Source organism: Acinetobacter sp. 1424608 (genome assembly GCF_000588255.1).
Lineage (GTDB): Bacteria > Pseudomonadota > Gammaproteobacteria > Pseudomonadales > Moraxellaceae > Acinetobacter > Acinetobacter nosocomialis.
In genome coordinates this window covers 164,547-180,056 of sequence record NZ_JFXL01000005.1, presented here as the reverse complement: position 1 = coordinate 180,056, position 15,510 = coordinate 164,547, and the positions used below count along the sequence as shown (strand labels likewise).

At 39.8% G+C, this 15,510-nt stretch carries 11 protein-coding genes and 1 pseudogene; 8 read left to right on the top strand and 4 right to left on the bottom strand.

All coding sequences use genetic code 11. From position 1 onward, the window contains the following. Window positions 1-484 precede the first annotated feature (484 nt). From mqo to J678_RS11535, 4 genes are all read left to right on the top strand, one after another. Window positions 485-2,125 carry a malate dehydrogenase (quinone) gene (mqo, locus tag J678_RS11545; protein ID WP_017393325.1) on the top strand — a complete coding sequence of 547 codons (1,641 nt, stop codon included), beginning with the start codon at window positions 485-487 and terminating at the stop codon, window positions 2,123-2,125. A gap of 91 nt (window positions 2,126-2,216) precedes the next feature. After that, on the top strand, window positions 2,217-2,687 hold the full coding sequence (locus J678_RS0104150) for a hypothetical protein (RefSeq protein ID WP_031944640.1): 471 nt from the start codon (window positions 2,217-2,219) through the stop codon (window positions 2,685-2,687). Between the two features lie 216 nt (window positions 2,688-2,903). Then, window positions 2,904-3,782: a homocysteine S-methyltransferase family protein gene (locus tag J678_RS11540; RefSeq protein ID WP_017393323.1), complete on the top strand. Its 879-nt coding sequence runs from the start codon at window positions 2,904-2,906 to the stop codon at window positions 3,780-3,782. A gap of 5 nt (window positions 3,783-3,787) precedes the next feature. After that, window positions 3,788-5,122, top strand: coding sequence for a basic amino acid/polyamine antiporter (locus tag J678_RS11535; RefSeq protein ID WP_017393322.1), 1,335 nt, complete (start codon window positions 3,788-3,790; stop codon window positions 5,120-5,122). Between the two features lie 54 nt (window positions 5,123-5,176). On the opposite strand, the pseudogene J678_RS11530 reads toward J678_RS11535, so the two are convergent. The 3 genes and pseudogenes from J678_RS11530 to J678_RS11520 all read right to left on the bottom strand — a co-directional run bounded on the left by J678_RS11530 (window position 5,177) and on the right by J678_RS11520 (window position 9,042). After that, window positions 5,177-7,092 (bottom strand): annotated as a pseudogene (locus J678_RS11530) (esterase/lipase family protein). Between the two features lie 148 nt (window positions 7,093-7,240). Beyond that, entirely contained in the window at window positions 7,241-7,948 is a 708-nt protein-coding gene (locus J678_RS11525) for a YoaK family protein (protein WP_017393321.1), read from the bottom strand. A gap of 203 nt (window positions 7,949-8,151) precedes the next feature. After that, window positions 8,152-9,042 carry a LysR family transcriptional regulator gene (locus J678_RS11520; RefSeq protein WP_017393320.1) on the bottom strand — a complete coding sequence of 297 codons (891 nt, stop codon included), beginning with the start codon at window positions 9,040-9,042 and terminating at the stop codon, window positions 8,152-8,154. A 187-nt stretch (window positions 9,043-9,229) separates the two neighbouring features. Here J678_RS11520 and J678_RS11515 point away from each other — a divergent pair, with 187 nt between their 5' ends. The 4 genes from J678_RS11515 to J678_RS11500 all read left to right on the top strand — a co-directional run bounded on the left by J678_RS11515 (window position 9,230) and on the right by J678_RS11500 (window position 14,089). Beyond that, on the top strand, window positions 9,230-10,174 hold the full coding sequence (locus tag J678_RS11515) for a dihydrodipicolinate synthase family protein (protein WP_017393319.1): 945 nt from the start codon (window positions 9,230-9,232) through the stop codon (window positions 10,172-10,174). Between the two features lie 172 nt (window positions 10,175-10,346). Further along, window positions 10,347-11,732, top strand: a complete 1,386-nt coding sequence (locus tag J678_RS11510) for an MFS transporter (protein ID WP_000182795.1) — start codon at window positions 10,347-10,349, stop codon at window positions 11,730-11,732. 78 nt (window positions 11,733-11,810) lie between these two features. Next, window positions 11,811-13,157, top strand: a complete 1,347-nt coding sequence (locus J678_RS11505) for an OprD family outer membrane porin (protein ID WP_017393318.1) — start codon at window positions 11,811-11,813, stop codon at window positions 13,155-13,157. A 647-nt stretch (window positions 13,158-13,804) separates the two neighbouring features. Next, on the top strand, window positions 13,805-14,089 hold the full coding sequence (locus J678_RS11500; RefSeq protein ID WP_000675273.1) for a hypothetical protein: 285 nt from the start codon (window positions 13,805-13,807) through the stop codon (window positions 14,087-14,089). 129 nt (window positions 14,090-14,218) lie between these two features. Here the strand turns inward: J678_RS11500 and J678_RS11495 are convergent, their stop codons facing one another. Next, the gene (locus J678_RS11495; RefSeq protein ID WP_017393317.1) at window positions 14,219-15,169 is read right to left on the bottom strand and encodes a hypothetical protein; all 951 of its coding nucleotides are present in this window, start codon (window positions 15,167-15,169) and stop codon (window positions 14,219-14,221) included. Window positions 15,170-15,510 lie beyond the last annotated feature (341 nt).

Genomic DNA, 15,510 nt, shown 5'->3' with positions numbered 1-15,510 from the left:
AGAGATATGCCCTTAATTTAATAGGTACTGCACAAGCATTAATAAGAACTATGTATGACAAAAAATAAGCGGCTATAAGCTAAACATTTACATAAATATCGCATGAAATAAAAATTAATCTATTTTTATAGGCAAATTATCCTCAAATGATTCAAGTTTAACCAAAATTATTTTAATCATTAATTTTCAAATATTTACACCAAAATAAAAGCTAAAAATAATCTTATAAAAGCTTAATTTGATCAAATATAAATCATATTTATGATTTTGATGAACCCCATTTATTATAAAAATTGTCTTGTCAATGCAAAATTAGTCTAAAATATAGAGTGTTTGCGATAATCCCAAGTAATTTTTCTTTTTTTAAAGTTCTCTGTTTTGGAGAATTTTACTTTCGCATTTATATCCATTTTGTCTGGATACGCTGTCTAGGTTTCCTCACACCTTAAGTGACTCAAATAACTTATTTTAAGGTCCCCCTTACATGAAAAAGTTTTTGAAATACCTTCTGGTATTAATCATTCTTATTTTAATTGCAGGAATTGTTTTCTTGTTTAGACCAATTGCGTCAAAACAAGTACAAACTGCAAAAGATGAGCCAGTTGTTGATGCTGTTCTTGTTGGCGGCGGCATCATGAGTGCCACTCTTGGTACTTATTTCACTGAGCTTGAACCGAATTGGCAAATTCGTATGTATGAACGTCTTGACCAAGTTGCTCAAGAAAGTTCAAACGGCTTTAACAATGCCGGAACAGGCCACTCTGGCTTTATGGAAATGAACTATACCGAAGAAAAAAACGGTAAGATGGAAATTGTCAAAGCTGAAAAAGTTGCTTCTCAATTTGAAGTCGCTAAACAGTTCTGGTCATATCAGGTAAAACAAGGCGTTTTAGCTGAACCAAAATCATTCATTAACCCTGTTCCACACATTGCTTTCGTTTGGGGCGATAACGTTCAGTTCTTAGAAAAACGTTATGCTGCCATGATTCAAAGCCCGTTGTTCAAAGGTATGAAATTTACTGAAGACCCAGCTGTGATTAAGCAATGGGCACCTTTGGTGATGAACGATCGTGATCCAACTCAAAAAGTTGCAGCGACTCGTATGGAAGTTGGTTCAGACGTAAACTACGGTTCAATCACGAATCAGTTAGTGAAACACTTAAACCAAAACCCAAATTTCAAATTACAGACTTCAACTGAAGTGACTGGCATCAGCCAAAATGATGACAAAACTTGGACTGTGTCTTTTAAAGATTTGAAAACTGGTAAAACAGATCACGTTAAAACACGTTTTGTATTTATCGGTGCAGGTGGTGCAGCGGTTAAATTATTGCAACTTACTGGTTTACCAGAAGCGAAACAATATGCTGGCTTCCCTGTTGGTGGTGAGTTCTTAATTACTGATAACCCAGCAATTACGTCTCAACATACAGCGAAAGTATATGGCCGTGCTGAACTTGGTGCGCCTCCAATGTCTGTACCACATATTGATACACGTTATATCGACGGTAAAAAATATGTATTGTTTGGCCCATTTGCAACCTATTCAAACAAGTTCCTGAAAAATGGTTCTCAGCTTGATTTGCTTGCATCTACTAACAAAAACAACGTTTTACCAATGACCACTGTTGGCTTAGAAAACCTTGATCTTGTTAAATACTTGGTGAGCCAAGTGATGATGTCAGACCAAGACCGTCTAAATGAACTTCGTAAATACTACCCAGATGCGAAAGCTGAAGATTGGCGTTTAAGCCAAGGTGGTCAACGTGTTCAGATCATCAAGAAAGAACCGGGTAAACCTGCAACACTTCAATTCGGTACAGAAATCTTTGCTTCTAAAGATGGCGCTGTAACTGCGTTGTTAGGTGCGTCTCCGGGTGCTTCGACTTCTCCATACATCATGCTTAACTTGCTTGAAAAAGCTTTCCCTCAGCAAACTGAAGGTAAGTGGAACCAGAAGCTTCATGAAATCGTGGTTTCTTATAAGCAAGACTTGAGCAAAGACCCTGTGTTACTCGACAAAGTTCGTCAGTACACAAGTTCTACGCTTGGCTTGAACTATACATCTCCGTTCAAAGCTGCAAACGATGAAACTGCTGCTGCCCCTGCTGCAAAAGCAAACTAAGTTTGACGATGTATAAGTAAAATATCAAAAGGATGAATTTCGATTCGTCCTTTTGTTTTTTAAGACCCCAGTTGAGATATTTAGACTAGCTATGACGCCTTTAAACTCATCACCTCGCCTCTTGTCATTTTGCTTTAAGCTCGTACTTGTTTTGCTACTGGCTTATCTTTTGTTAAGCGGATTTTATATGTGGATGATTGGCGGTACAGCTATTTATGTTAGCTCAGCCGTGTTACTTGCCATAACAGCTTATGCATTTAAGCTCGGTAAATATCAAAAACTATGTGCTGTTTTAAATGTGCTCATGAGCGCACTCGCTTTATATTTCAGCACCGCTCATCTATTTTTCTCCCCTATTCAGTTCTTTATATTTTTACCTGCCTTATTTTTTGTTATGTTGGCTTTTACTCGCCTAAGTAAAGTTCGCAGTTTATCTAAGGTGCTCATATTCATTAGTTTATTGGTGTGGTCAGGTATACATTTTTCACAGCTTAAACAACTTCAAGCCTATTATAAAACACAGCATACAGGTGAAAGCTGGCAACAATATGGTGCTTTGTAAGATCATTTTTTATTCTATACTTTCAAATGAATACGTGTTCTTTTTCACATGAAGTTCATCAGTAAAACTGAACATCATCTACAGAATTCCTTTTAAGAAAAAATATTCATAACAATCTAATTTATTTAGAAATATATCGAGCATATTCGCGATTGAACACGGCTCGTCTACACGCTAGATTAACTGAATTATTTTTCTCCCGTTATGTTGTAATTTATGAAAATTTTAGATGGCGGTTTAGGCCGTGAATTGGCCCGTCGTGGCGCTCCATTTCGTCAACCAGAGTGGTCTGCGCTTGCACTTATTGAAGCACCTGAAACAGTAAAAGAAGTTCATCTCGATTTTATTAACGCTGGTGCAGAAGTCATTACCACCAATAACTACGCGGTTGTACCATTTCACATTGGTCAAGAACGCTTTGAAACTGACGGCGTGCGTTTAATTAAAGTTGCCATCGAACAAGCAAAAAATGCAGTTAAAGAAAGCGGCAAAAATGTCAAAATTGCAGGCTGCTTACCGCCGTTATTTGGTTCTTACCGCGCCGACTTGTTCCAGCCAGAACAAGCTAAAAACCTAGCTGAGCCAATTATTAATACATTGGCACCAGAAGTTGACTTCTGGTTAGCTGAAACTCAATCTTGCTTAAAAGAAGTTAAAACAGTACACGCGTTATTGCCACAAGATGGTAAGGACTATTGGGTGTCATTTACGCTGCAAGATGAAATTAAACAAGAACAAGCGTTACTTCGTTCAGGCGAAAACATGCAGCAAGTGGCTGATTTCATCAAGCAATCAAATGCCAAAGCAGTATTGTTTAACTGCTGCCAACCAGAAGTGATCTTGCAAGCGATTAATGAGATTAAAGGACTCATTCCAGAGTCTGTACAAATTGGCGCCTATGCCAACGCTTTCCCACCGCAAGATGAAAGCGCTACAGCCAACGATGGTCTGGATGAAATTCGTAAAGACTTAGATGCTCCAGCTTATCTTGGTTTTGCTAAACAGTGGCAGCAAGCAGGTGCAAGTCTGGTTGGCGGTTGCTGTGGTATTGGACCAGAACATATTGCTGAACTTTCTCAATTTTTTAAAGAATAAATACCATGTCTGCTGCCAAAATCGGATTGTTGTCTCTTACAGCGCTGGTATTTAGCTCTATGGTGGGGTCTGGTGTATTTAGCCTTCCCCAAAATATGGCTCAAGTTGCCAACGGCTCTGCCCTTCTTGTTGCATGGCTCATTACCGGAGTCGGCATTATTTTCTTAGCCCTGTCATTGTTGCATTTAACCCGTCAACGACCAGATCTAGACGGCGGTATTTATAACTATGCACGGGAAGGTTTTGGAGACCTGATTGGTTTTTGCTCGGCGTGGGGTTATTGGTTGTGTACCACCATTGGTATTGTCGGCTATGTGGTGATTGCCTTTTCAGGCGTCGGCATGTTTACCGATAGCAAAGACCATATTATTTTTGGTGAAGGTAATACGCTCTACTCTCTGATTGGGTCAAGCATTTTTGTATGGCTGGTGCACTGGTTAGTGAGTCGAGGCATTAAAGAAGCTGCGATTGTGAATTTACTAGCAACCATTGCCAAAATCATTCCAATGGTGGTTTTTATCTTCTTTACCTTTATTGCCTTTAAGTTTGATTTGTTCAAACTCAACTTAAATGACTTCTCTTTAAAAGTTCCGCTTTGGCAGCAAGTGAAAGACCTAATGCTCATTACCCTTTGGGTATTTACCGGTATTGAAGGTGCTGTGGTTTTATCATCGCGTGCTAAAAAACGTCATGACATTGGTAAAGCGACCATTTTAGGTGTTTTACTGGCGTTAAGTTTTTACGTCATGGTCACCGTATTGGCTTATGGTGTGGCAAGTCGTGAGGCGCTTGCTGGCATGCACAACCCATCAATGGCAACCATTTTGCAGCAGCTCATCGGTTTACCGGGCACGATTGTTATTACCATCGGGCTTATTATTTCAGTTTCCTCATCTTATTTAAGCTGGACTTTATTCGCCACTGAAATTCCATATTTAGCTGCAAAAAATGGTGCATTCCCGAAATTATTTTTAAAGAATAATCAAAATAATGTACCCATTTCATCACTTTGGCTAACCACGATTGTCGTACAAGGTGCATTGATTGCGGTGTATTTTTTCAATAAAAATTATACCCAGCTTTTATTAATTTCATCGGTGATGATTTTGCTACCTTATTTTCTGGTGTCGGCTTTTTATCTTAAAGAATCCATTCGCAATAAACGCACGCCACATATTGCGATTGCAAGTGTCGCTTCAATCTATGCACTTTGGTTGCTCTATGCAGCAGGCTTAGACTTACTGTTGTTGTCTGGTGTGTTGTATTTGGTTGGCTTGGTTATTTTTTCAATCAGCTACTTTGAGCATAAAAAATCACTCAAACAAAATCAGCTTAATTAATCACTTCAACCACTGTTGAGCTATTTCAGCAGTGGTTTTCTAAAAACAAAATTTCTATTTTGAAGGCTGCGACTGCTTTAAATGCAATCGTAAAATACGGCGTAATTCTAAAATCGCCTCTGGTGAGGTTTGAATCGAATGCCCACCTTTAATGATCAGTTCTGATTGCTCTCCACCTAAATGTGAACTTTGATAAGGCACAATCCCATCACTCATTTTTGACTTATCTGCCGTGCCATTTATGTTGCCCATAATCGAGTGATAGACCACATTGGACGATGGCTGAATGGCTTGAGTGAGCTTCATAAAGTTAGATGAACGACTTAAATTACTCGCTCCATTTTCAATTAAACCTTTTCTGAGTTTTGTATTTTTCTCATCTCTCATTTCAACTGCAATAAAAAAGTCAGCAGGCAAACGAATAATACGGCGGGCAATTTGGGTAAACCATCGGTCAGCGTAGTCAGTACCATGATGCGGCGCTGAAACAAAAACTACCCGCTTAAAATAAGGCAAAGCTTTGAATTGAAAGCGCTCTAGCACCACCGGATTTTCTTTTAAACGGTTTAACTGGGCTTCATTCATTTTTTGCATGGCTTGCTCAGAAATATCAGCATCGCTCACCAATAAACGACTAATCACTCCGCCCATACTATGCCCCACTAGCACAGCATCATGTGCAGCATAGCTGTCTTTAGCAACGTTTTGAAAAGCCTGATTCAGCAATGAATAAATCTGAAAACGGCTTTCAAAAATCGGCATATTGGTTGAATAAAACACCTGCCAAACTTGATAGTTTTTCCTTAATTCAGCATCGCCCATAATATCATTGGTTAGACTCACCCATGCTTCTGGGCTACTTGCCAAACCATGAACGAACACAATGATTTTTTTATTCGGGTTAAAGGGTTCCAACATATATAAATGTGGCATGATCAAATTGGCTTCTTTATTAATTAAAGACCAATAACCTGCTGCACCTAAATTATATTTTGACAGCCAAAGCCCATAAGGTGCCGAATAGTTTGCCGTGAGTGGATAGTCCACACCTTCAACTTTTACACGGTCCTGTCGGTATGGGTCGAACATGGAAATTTCCAAATCTGCCCCAGCAATGACTTGATCGGCTGTGGCTTTTTGTTTTGGGTAAGCAATGGCAGTCACTGGAAAGAAGCGTGGTAAATGTATGTTTGGATTACTCTGGTGAGCGTAAAAAGCATCGGGGTCTAAAATGAAACCATGATTTACATCATGCTCCTTACGCCCCACGATAAACTCGGCACCTAAACCATCCTTACGGTTGACGGTATTAAACCCTGAAAAGTTCATGTTATAGCTAGAGCGAAAGGTATCGACTTCAATGTTTTGTACATCTACTGCATGATCAAAATTGACGTGATACTCATGCCCATCTGCTTTGAGTAGCGGTGGAAAATGAAGTGTATTTAAATGATTAAAATACGTGGTCATAAGCTTCGACAAGGCGACGTTATAAAAAATACGCACCTGATTTTGCCGATGGTCAAACACCCGATCGAACGGCGACTCTTCAGAGTCAAACAAATAGACATAGCTATAACGCAAGCTTTTATCAAACAGTGCTAACTCTTGCTCGACACAGCTATTATTTTTACTGCCCACATTACACTGACTGCTACGACCAACACATCTAAAGCTTTTGCCAAGTAAATTTCACTGAGCGCAGCATAACGCTCTTCTCTGCTGCTATTTTCAGACAGTCCCTGAATTTTCTTTAAACAATCATCAAAATTTTGCAGACAAGACGTTTCACTTTCTTTGACCAAATACAGCAAGTTTTGGGTTTGATGGCTTAACGTATTGTCAGTCAAAATGCTTTCATTTTTACTTTTTAAAGCGCTGCTTAAGTTACTTTCTTTTAAATGAATGACCTGACAACCGCTGAGCAGTCCCATTATTGCAAGCACTAAATAATGGCCAGACTTTGTCATTGTGCATTCCTTTATCGAATGTATTTCCCATCTGGTCATTATGCCTGTAAAGCTGTGAACGAACAATTTCAGCTCAACTTCAATGGTGCTTTATTAAAAAAATAAAAGCCCGAATTTTTTTAAATTCAGGCTCTTTCAACAGCTCTGTTTAAGCTTGTTTAAACTTCTGCTGTGAAGCCAAATAAGAAAAATAAAGGATAGGTAAAATAAACGGCGCTACACTCCAAAAGTCAAAATAGACATAAAGCACCGCCCCCATAAAAGCACCAATCACAAAGCCAATGACAATACTGGCACTTTTAAGCAGAATTGCCCGATTGGCCTCATTATTATTTTTAAGTAAGTTGGCAATATCAATACCAAGCTGGGTGGTGTTGCCTGTCATCATGGTACTTGGGCTAATATTTTTAATGAGGGTTTTACTTGAAGTATTACGAATAGCTAAGGCAATTAAACCGAGGCCACCCGTGATAGCAACGGTAATCGCATCGGCATTTTTAAATGGCTCAAAGTAAAGCCCAGCAACCATAAAGGCACATAGGAAAATAGCTTCAAACAAAAATAAATAAGACAGTGTTTTGTGTTTGGCCTGACTACGGTCAATTAACAGTTTGGTGATCACCACCGTCAAAATAAACAATGGAATAGCAGCAAGTTTAATCCAGACACCTGTGCCGCCCTTCACCAAGGCTGCTCCTGCCAGCACCAAGTTACCCGTTACATGCGCGGTAAAAAAACCAAATAACGCAATAAAACCAATGGTATCAATTGCTCCACCCATCATAGTCAGTAAAACAGGATCTCGACATAGCGCCCATGTACTTTGTGTCTCTTGTTGAATTGAGTTCTCTGGCATAAACAGCATCCTGTTATTTTAAAGTCATTAAATTCACTACAAAGATGTTTTAAATATTTAAAAACAAATCAAAGCTAAAGCATTTATAAAAACAAAAAAACATGTAAAAACATAGACTGTTTAATGTCGCAACACTGTCTTCAAAATAGCAACAATTATGATGCGTACCATGCAACAGTGCCAGTCATAAAGTTACAAGTTTTTTAAAGCAAATCGGCCAAATTCCTAATTTCTTCCATCACTGCCTTACACGCAGGCGTTAAATAGCCATGTTTAGAAATAGACAAAGAAATATAACGCTTTAGGGCAGGGTTAATAATTTTTGCGGCTTGAATTGAGGTGTATTGGCTGGCTTTTTTTAAAGCTTGCGGCCCCAGCATGGTATACATGCGAGATTCGGACACCAAATGGGTTTGTAAACTAATCGAGTCGGCTTCAAACACAATATTCAGCTCTACCCCATTTTCATAAGCCATGTGGTCTAAAAAATTGCGCCAGTTACTTGGCCTGCAAAAGGTGACCAGCGGTAACTGATTGATTGCTTTAAAGTCGACTTCACTGGCCTGAGTGAGTGTATCTCCTTCGCAGCCGACCAAATAGGTATCGGCTTGGGTAAGGTAAATATCGCCTTGTTTAGGTGTCGGGTTAAACCGATAAAGAATAGCTAAATCGACGCTGCCATCTTCCAGCCATTTTTCTAAATGCACCCCTTGCCCCTCACGCACCGACAGTTTAATTAGGGGATATTTCTCTTGAAGCACTTTATACAAAGTCGACAACAACGGATGCGCTGTAGACGGCAAACTCGCAATACGAACTGTGCCAATTGGGGTATCAGTCGAGTGCAAAATTTCATTATTGAGTTGGTCGGTTACGTTCAGCCATGAACGAATTTTAGGAAGTAAATGCTGGCCTAAATCGGTCAGCTCAACACCGCGGCCAGTTCGGTTAAACAAACGTCCGCCACATTGCGCTTCAAGCTCGTTCATTTGCCGACTGATTTGCGGTTGGTTGGTGTTATGCAGCATCGCGACTTTGCTTAAGCTGCCCAGTTCCACCGCGTCTAAAAATATTTTCCATAATTCATAATTCATCGATTCTTCCTAAATCGTAAATAGGCAATATTTTGAGCCATACATTTTCAGTATAACTGAAATTCAAGAATTGGTAATTCCTACATAGCTCACCTATTTCTATACTCCAATCATGTTCTCTACAACACGATTTAAGTCAGATTAAGAACCAGAGAATATTTAATTACACTGTATAGGAAGTACGATTATGAGTTTAGATTTACGTGGATTAACCCCAGCACCTGTGACTCCTTTTACCCGTGACGGACAAGTAGACCATGATGCAATTCAACGTTTAGGTTCATGGTTAGGTAGTATTGATGGTGTGAAAGGCTTGGTTGTTCTTGGGCATGCAGGTGAAGGAACATTCTTGTCGCAAAAAGAACAAATGCAGGTCATCGAAAGCTTTGTTAAATCGGTAGATGATAAAATTCCGGTAATCGCAGGGATTACACTCGAAGGTACTTCGGTTGCAGCAGAAGAAGCAAAACGTGCAGTCAGCGCAGGTGCTTCGGCAGGTTTGATTTACCCTTCACATGGCTGGTTGCGTTTTGGCTATCAAAAAGGCGCACCACAAGACCGCTATAAAGCGATTTATGAAGAAAGTGGTTTGCCATCTATTTTATTCCAATATCCAGATGCAACGAAGGCCACTTACGACCTAGACACTTTACTCGATATTTCTGCACGGCCAGGTGTATTTGCCATGAAAAATGGTGTGCGTAACATGCGCCGCTGGGATGTCGAAATTCCAATTATTCGCCGTGAACGTCCAGACTTACAGGTGTTGACGTGCCACGATGAATATTTGCTTCACACCATGTTTGATGTAGACGGCGCTTTGGTTGGCTATGGCAACATTGCCCCTGAATTGTTAATTGAAATGATTAAAGCAGGTAAAGCCAAAGATTATGCTAAAGCTCGTGCTATTCACGACCAATTATTACCAGTAACTTGCAATGTCTATCACCGTGGTTCACACATGGAAGGTACGGTCGCGCTGAAACATGCACTGGTTGCTCGCGGAATTTTGAACCATGCCACTGTGCGTTCACCTCTGCTTCCACTGGCAGATGGTGCTGAGCAAGAAATTCATGATGCAATGCGTCAAGCCGGAATTGGCAAGGTCGATTTAACCCAAGCCGTTGCTTAAATTCCATTCGGGCTAGCATATACGCTAGCCTTTTTTTCCTGTACGCTGCCTGAGGCCAAACATCGGGCATGTCTCTTAAAAACAATAATAAAAAGCATGCAAACTGTGGTGAACAGGTAGTGCGAAATAGAACAACAAAACTACGAGGAATGTAGTGATAAGGAGATATGAGATGACAAATCTAGCGGATGTAGAACAAATTAGTCATCATCAAAAAAATGCGGAAATTATTGCAAGGCTCGAACGGCTACCCGTCACCGGACGATTGCAATTTATGCGAATTACCATCGGTATCGCGACCTTTTTTGACGCTTATACTGTTCTTGCGATTGCCTTTGCTTTACCCCAACTCATTACCGAATGGCACCTGACCCCTGCCTATGTCGGCGCGATCATTGCCGCGGGCTATGTTGGGCAACTGGTCGGTGCGATCTTTTTTGGTTCTCTTGCCGAAAAAGTCGGACGTTTAAAAGTGCTGTCTTTTACCATTTTACTGTTTGTGGCAATGGACATTTCTTGTCTGTTTGCGTGGAGCGGAATGTCGCTGTTAATTTTCCGTTTCTTACAAGGCGTTGGTACAGGTGGTGAAGTGCCTGTTGCGAGTGCCTATATTAATGAGTTTATTGGTGCAGAAAAGCGCGGTAAGTTTTTCTTGCTCTATGAAGTTTTGTTCCCGCTCGGTCTTATGTTTGCAGGCATGGCAGCCTTTTTCCTGATGCCTATTTACGGCTGGAAAGTCATGTTTATTGTAGGCTTAGTTCCATCTTTACTGGTGATTCCTTTACGGTTTTTCTTGCCTGAGTCACCACGCTGGTTGGCTTCAAAAGGCCGCTTTAAAGAAGCCGATCAAGTCGTCAAAAGCTTTGAAGACGGTGCCATTAAAAGCGGTAAAACTTTGGCTGAACCTGTGGTTAAAGAAATTAACCCGCAAGGCATGGCAAAAACCGACTGGCGCGAGCTGTTCCGTGGTATTTACCGTAAACGTACCTTTACCCTATGGGGCATGTGGTTTTGCGTGTATATGGTGAATAATGCCATGGTGACTTGGCTGCCATCTCTTTACAAACAACACTTTGGCCTGTCACTGCAAACCAGTTTAGGTTATGGCTGGATTACTTCGGGCGTGGGTGTGATTGCCTCTATTATCTGTGCGTTAATGATTGATAAAGTCGGCCGCCGTCCTTGGTACAGTGCAGCGTTTTTCTTGGCAATTATTCCACTCATGAGTCTCTCGGTTTTAGGTGCAAAATCGGCCATGCAAGTTGTAATTTTAGCAACGCTGAGCTATGCCATTTTGCAAACTATTTCATTCTCTTTATACCTTTACGCTGCAGAACTTTACCCAACTCGCCTACGTGCGATGGGCATTGGTTTTAGTACCGCTTGGTTACGTGCTGGCTCTGCGATTGGACCTGTTATGGTCGGCCTCGTGGTTGGTGGTTACGGCATTCAATATGTGTTTAGTGTGCTGGCCGTTGTGGCACTCATTGGTGGCCTAGTGACCTTCTTGTTTGCCATTGAAACCAAAGGCCAAGTGCTCGAAAAACTCTCTCCTTAATTCATCCATTTCATAAAAAGCTTGCCTAACCCCAGCGTTAGGCAAAGGGCTTATTCATGCTTAAAAAAGGAATTTAAAATGAATAAATATTTGCTATGGGGCTGTATTGGTTTAGGCAGTGTGAGCAATGCGTATGCAGAGCTTCCTCAACAATTTGGTAAGTTAGAATTAAAACTTAACACTCGTTACTGGCACGATGAAGGCACTGCCCACCCCACGCTTGCCAACCCTTCGCCTTCGTCGAGTGAATATGAGCAAAGTGCGTTAGGGCTTGAGTTAAATTATCAGTCACCGTACATGTGGGACTGGCTCGGTGTAGATGGCTCACTCTATGCAGTCACCAAGTTATTTGACTCTGGCAAGCCTAGCGCTCAGCTTTTAGAAGTCGAAAATAACGGCAAGCTTGACCAAAACTTTGCGACTTTAGGGCAGCTCTACATCAAAGCAAAACTGGGTGATCAAGGTGAAATTAAATTAGGTCGCCAGTTGCACGATTCGCTGTTACTTAAAAGCACCAATAACCGCGCAGTGCCCGACACTTTTTCGGGTGCGAGTGGGCAGTTTCAATTGAATGATCAGCTACAGACCTATATGGCCTACTATGACCGCTGGAAACCGCGCAGCATGGACTCTTTTGAAAAACTGGTGACTGAAAATGACGAGCGAATTGATTATGTCGGTTTGCTTGGTGCCAAGTATCAATACAAAAACTGGAGCGTGAATGCCGAATATTTAAATAGCAAAGATTATTTAAAAAAGTATGGGGCGATTGCTCAATATAAACTGCCCCTGCATGGCTTGGTGTGGACATTTAACACAGGTGCTTTTTTCTCGCGTGATGATGGCAAGCTGTATAAATGCGGTGCCGAAACCGAGCTGGACTGTATCAAAGGTCAAGACATTAACAACCGTGGCAATGGTTATTTTGTCGATGTAAATGTGGCCAAGAATAATATTGAAGGTGGCATTGCTGTTTCAAAGTTTGATGGTTTTTGGATAGAAGATAACTTTGCGGTGCACTCCGACCGCAACTCGGTTTTGACGCAAGATCACGGCACAAACCCGTTCCCGACCTCTGCAACCATTGGCCCTGACTTTAGCAATAATGATGAAACCTCCGTTGCCCTTCGCCTGAAATATAACTGGAAAGACTATGTGAAAGGCTTAAAAACCGAAGCGAAGTATATTTATGGTTTTGGCGCTCACCAAAGTAACATCAGCAGTGATATTGAGGGTAAAGAGCGTTACTTTGACTTTACGGTGAGTTATGCCTTGCCGTGGGTGAAAAACTTAGATGTACGTTATTCATTTTTGCATTATGAGTCAAAGTTTGAAAATGCAAACCTAGGTGAAAAAATAAATGGTATGACCCGTAAAGATTGGGACCAACACCGTGTATTTATTAATTACCGTTATACATTTTAAGAGCAGGCTAAACGTTTAGTTTAGCTTTATTATTTTTATTAATTTATAGCTTTAAAGATATTAACTTTTGAGTTTAATTAAAATATAAATTTATATTTAAAATTTTTATAATATTTTATTTAAATTGAATTGACCTATTAAAAACTTATGATTATTATGGTCCCGCTGGCCTACATTGCCAGTCGGTTTTGACAGACCGAGTATACAGCGTATCAGGTTCATACTTCCTGAGTATGACACTTGTGCGCAACCTGCACCTCCCCCTTACCGTTGCGGTAGGACGGGAGGGGGACGCGCTCGCGCGTGCTGGTCTGTATACCCAGTCTGTCAACCCCTTCTCGTTCTACCACCCTAATCAATTGACGGTGATTTTCGGTGGTAGGACTCCATAAATTCTAAGGAGTTGACCATGCCACTATATAAACTTATCCCCTCTCCCTTATAAACTTTTTATTTATTTAAAATTTGGGTTTTCTATTATCTAAAGTTTTAAATCTATAAATTATTTTTATTTTAAAATTTAAGTCATTTTATTTTATTGCTTTTATAGGCGGGTTAACTATTGCCTTTAAAAATGATTTTAAAACTTAAAATATAGCGGTTTATTTTTTCTCATTGAGATATCCCCAAATCATCACGAGAATAATATGAAATTTTATAAAACTATTTTGGTTTTAGGCCTTGTTGTTGGCGATTACAGCGTTTCGGGTTGTGATCTTCGCACGCAGCAGGAGTTTGAAAAAATTTGCCTGTCTGGTGGGCATACCCAAGCCAGTTGCGACTGTATTTACCAACGGCTCGAACAAGTGTATTCACCACAGCTCATGCAACGCCTAGAACATGTCAGTTTGCAAAGTCCTGCTCTCCCACAGGACTTTGCCCCTACTTTTTTTAGTGTGATGCGGCGGTGCGATAAAAATGACATGGGCTAAGCATTTGGCTTAGCTCCTTTATCTCTGTGTCGCAATGGTGGGTTACTTTAAATCAGCGCAAAAAATTAAAGTTCTGTTGTGGCACGGGGGCCTTGAGGAAAGCGAACTAATCATGACAAAGATATAGGCTTATTTATCAGCTTTCTGAGTTCGTTCTACAGTAATATAGTCGTTAGGTATTACTAACTGCTTTTCAATATCTTTCACTTTATAAGAAATTAAAGTACTTTTACCAATGCCTTGAAATAACACTTTAACATCTTTAAAAATAAAGGTTTTATATTGACTCAGTTCTTTAGTAGTCGTTTTTGGCAATTCAATTAAATCTGCATAAGGTTCTTTGATGTATAAAGTCGCTTTTTCTACTCTCACACCAGTTTTTTGCATGGCATAATTTAGAAACGTATTACCAACCTCTTCAATAAAAAACATGGGGACAAGTGGTATCAAGATCAAAATAATAGCGACTTGTAAGCTATCATTAATATGCGTTTCTAATCTCTTGAATTTCTTTATTGCAAATGTTTTAAGATGGTCACTTGCATCTGCGTCATCAATAATATCTTGTAAATTCTCAAACTTTATACGAAATTCTTTAATCTTCTGTCGGTTGATATAAAAAGGATAATAAGTAAAGGCAATAAAAAATACGGTAATACCTATGTAAAGATTGATTTTCCAATGCAGTAAAAACAAACTATGAATAACATATAACAGATAAAGGTATGCAGCCAATGTGGTAATGCTAATCTTTGGAAATGGCAGTTTTTGTCCAATTCTGATATGGGGTGGTAAATACTTATCAACCACACTAAAGATGATATATGTCACTGGAACTAAAGAAATACCAAAGAAAAACAAAATCGTGCTTAGCCCCGCATAAATAATAGAACACGCTACAAAAATCAGTAGAAAAATGAGCGTATCACCGAAGCTAATTTCCGACGGGATATAGCTAATCGTCACTAAATATGCGACTAAGCATAGTACACCTATAGCAATAATGGCTTTAGTCGTTGTGAGTGCTGTTTCATGCCACTGCCCCAAATTACTTAAAAATCTCGTTATTAAGTTGTTCATTTGATCTAACCAAGTCTTATAAATTTTTTAAGAATCGATGATTACCCTTTTCTTAAACCGCTCCCCAGCAGAGTAATCATCTTTTGAAATTTTCCCCAAATTTCAGAGTATGTCCTCCACATACTATTCAGTAATTTCCAAAAATTTAGGTATAAAATACCAAGATTACTTGCCACAATATTCTGTAGACGAGATATATCTCTAGTAAATCATCTCAGTGCGACATATGTTGGCGTACTTTTCAAAAAAAAACTTATTTTTCTATGACTCGCTCTATTTAAAAAAATCTTTTCATTCCTTTTTTGATAATATTCAGTTCAACTTCCATTTCAACTTTTATA

What these genes read in the sequence shown, in the direction of transcription:
- mqo (WP_017393325.1), top strand. Translation starts at nt 485, where the DNA reads ATGAAAAAGTTTTTGAAATACCTTCTGGTATTAATCATTCTTATTTTA.
- J678_RS0104150 (WP_031944640.1), top strand. Translation starts at nt 2,217, where the DNA reads ATGACGCCTTTAAACTCATCACCTCGCCTCTTGTCATTTTGCTTTAAG.
- J678_RS11540 (WP_017393323.1), top strand. Translation starts at nt 2,904, where the DNA reads ATGAAAATTTTAGATGGCGGTTTAGGCCGTGAATTGGCCCGTCGTGGC.
- J678_RS11535 (WP_017393322.1), top strand. Translation starts at nt 3,788, where the DNA reads ATGTCTGCTGCCAAAATCGGATTGTTGTCTCTTACAGCGCTGGTATTT.
- J678_RS11525 (WP_017393321.1), bottom strand. Translation starts at nt 7,948, where the DNA reads ATGCCAGAGAACTCAATTCAACAAGAGACACAAAGTACATGGGCGCTA.
- J678_RS11520 (WP_017393320.1), bottom strand. Translation starts at nt 9,042, where the DNA reads ATGAATTATGAATTATGGAAAATATTTTTAGACGCGGTGGAACTGGGC.
- J678_RS11515 (WP_017393319.1), top strand. Translation starts at nt 9,230, where the DNA reads ATGAGTTTAGATTTACGTGGATTAACCCCAGCACCTGTGACTCCTTTT.
- J678_RS11510 (WP_000182795.1), top strand. Translation starts at nt 10,347, where the DNA reads ATGACAAATCTAGCGGATGTAGAACAAATTAGTCATCATCAAAAAAAT.
- J678_RS11505 (WP_017393318.1), top strand. Translation starts at nt 11,811, where the DNA reads ATGAATAAATATTTGCTATGGGGCTGTATTGGTTTAGGCAGTGTGAGC.
- J678_RS11500 (WP_000675273.1), top strand. Translation starts at nt 13,805, where the DNA reads ATGAAATTTTATAAAACTATTTTGGTTTTAGGCCTTGTTGTTGGCGAT.
- J678_RS11495 (WP_017393317.1), bottom strand. Translation starts at nt 15,169, where the DNA reads ATGAACAACTTAATAACGAGATTTTTAAGTAATTTGGGGCAGTGGCAT.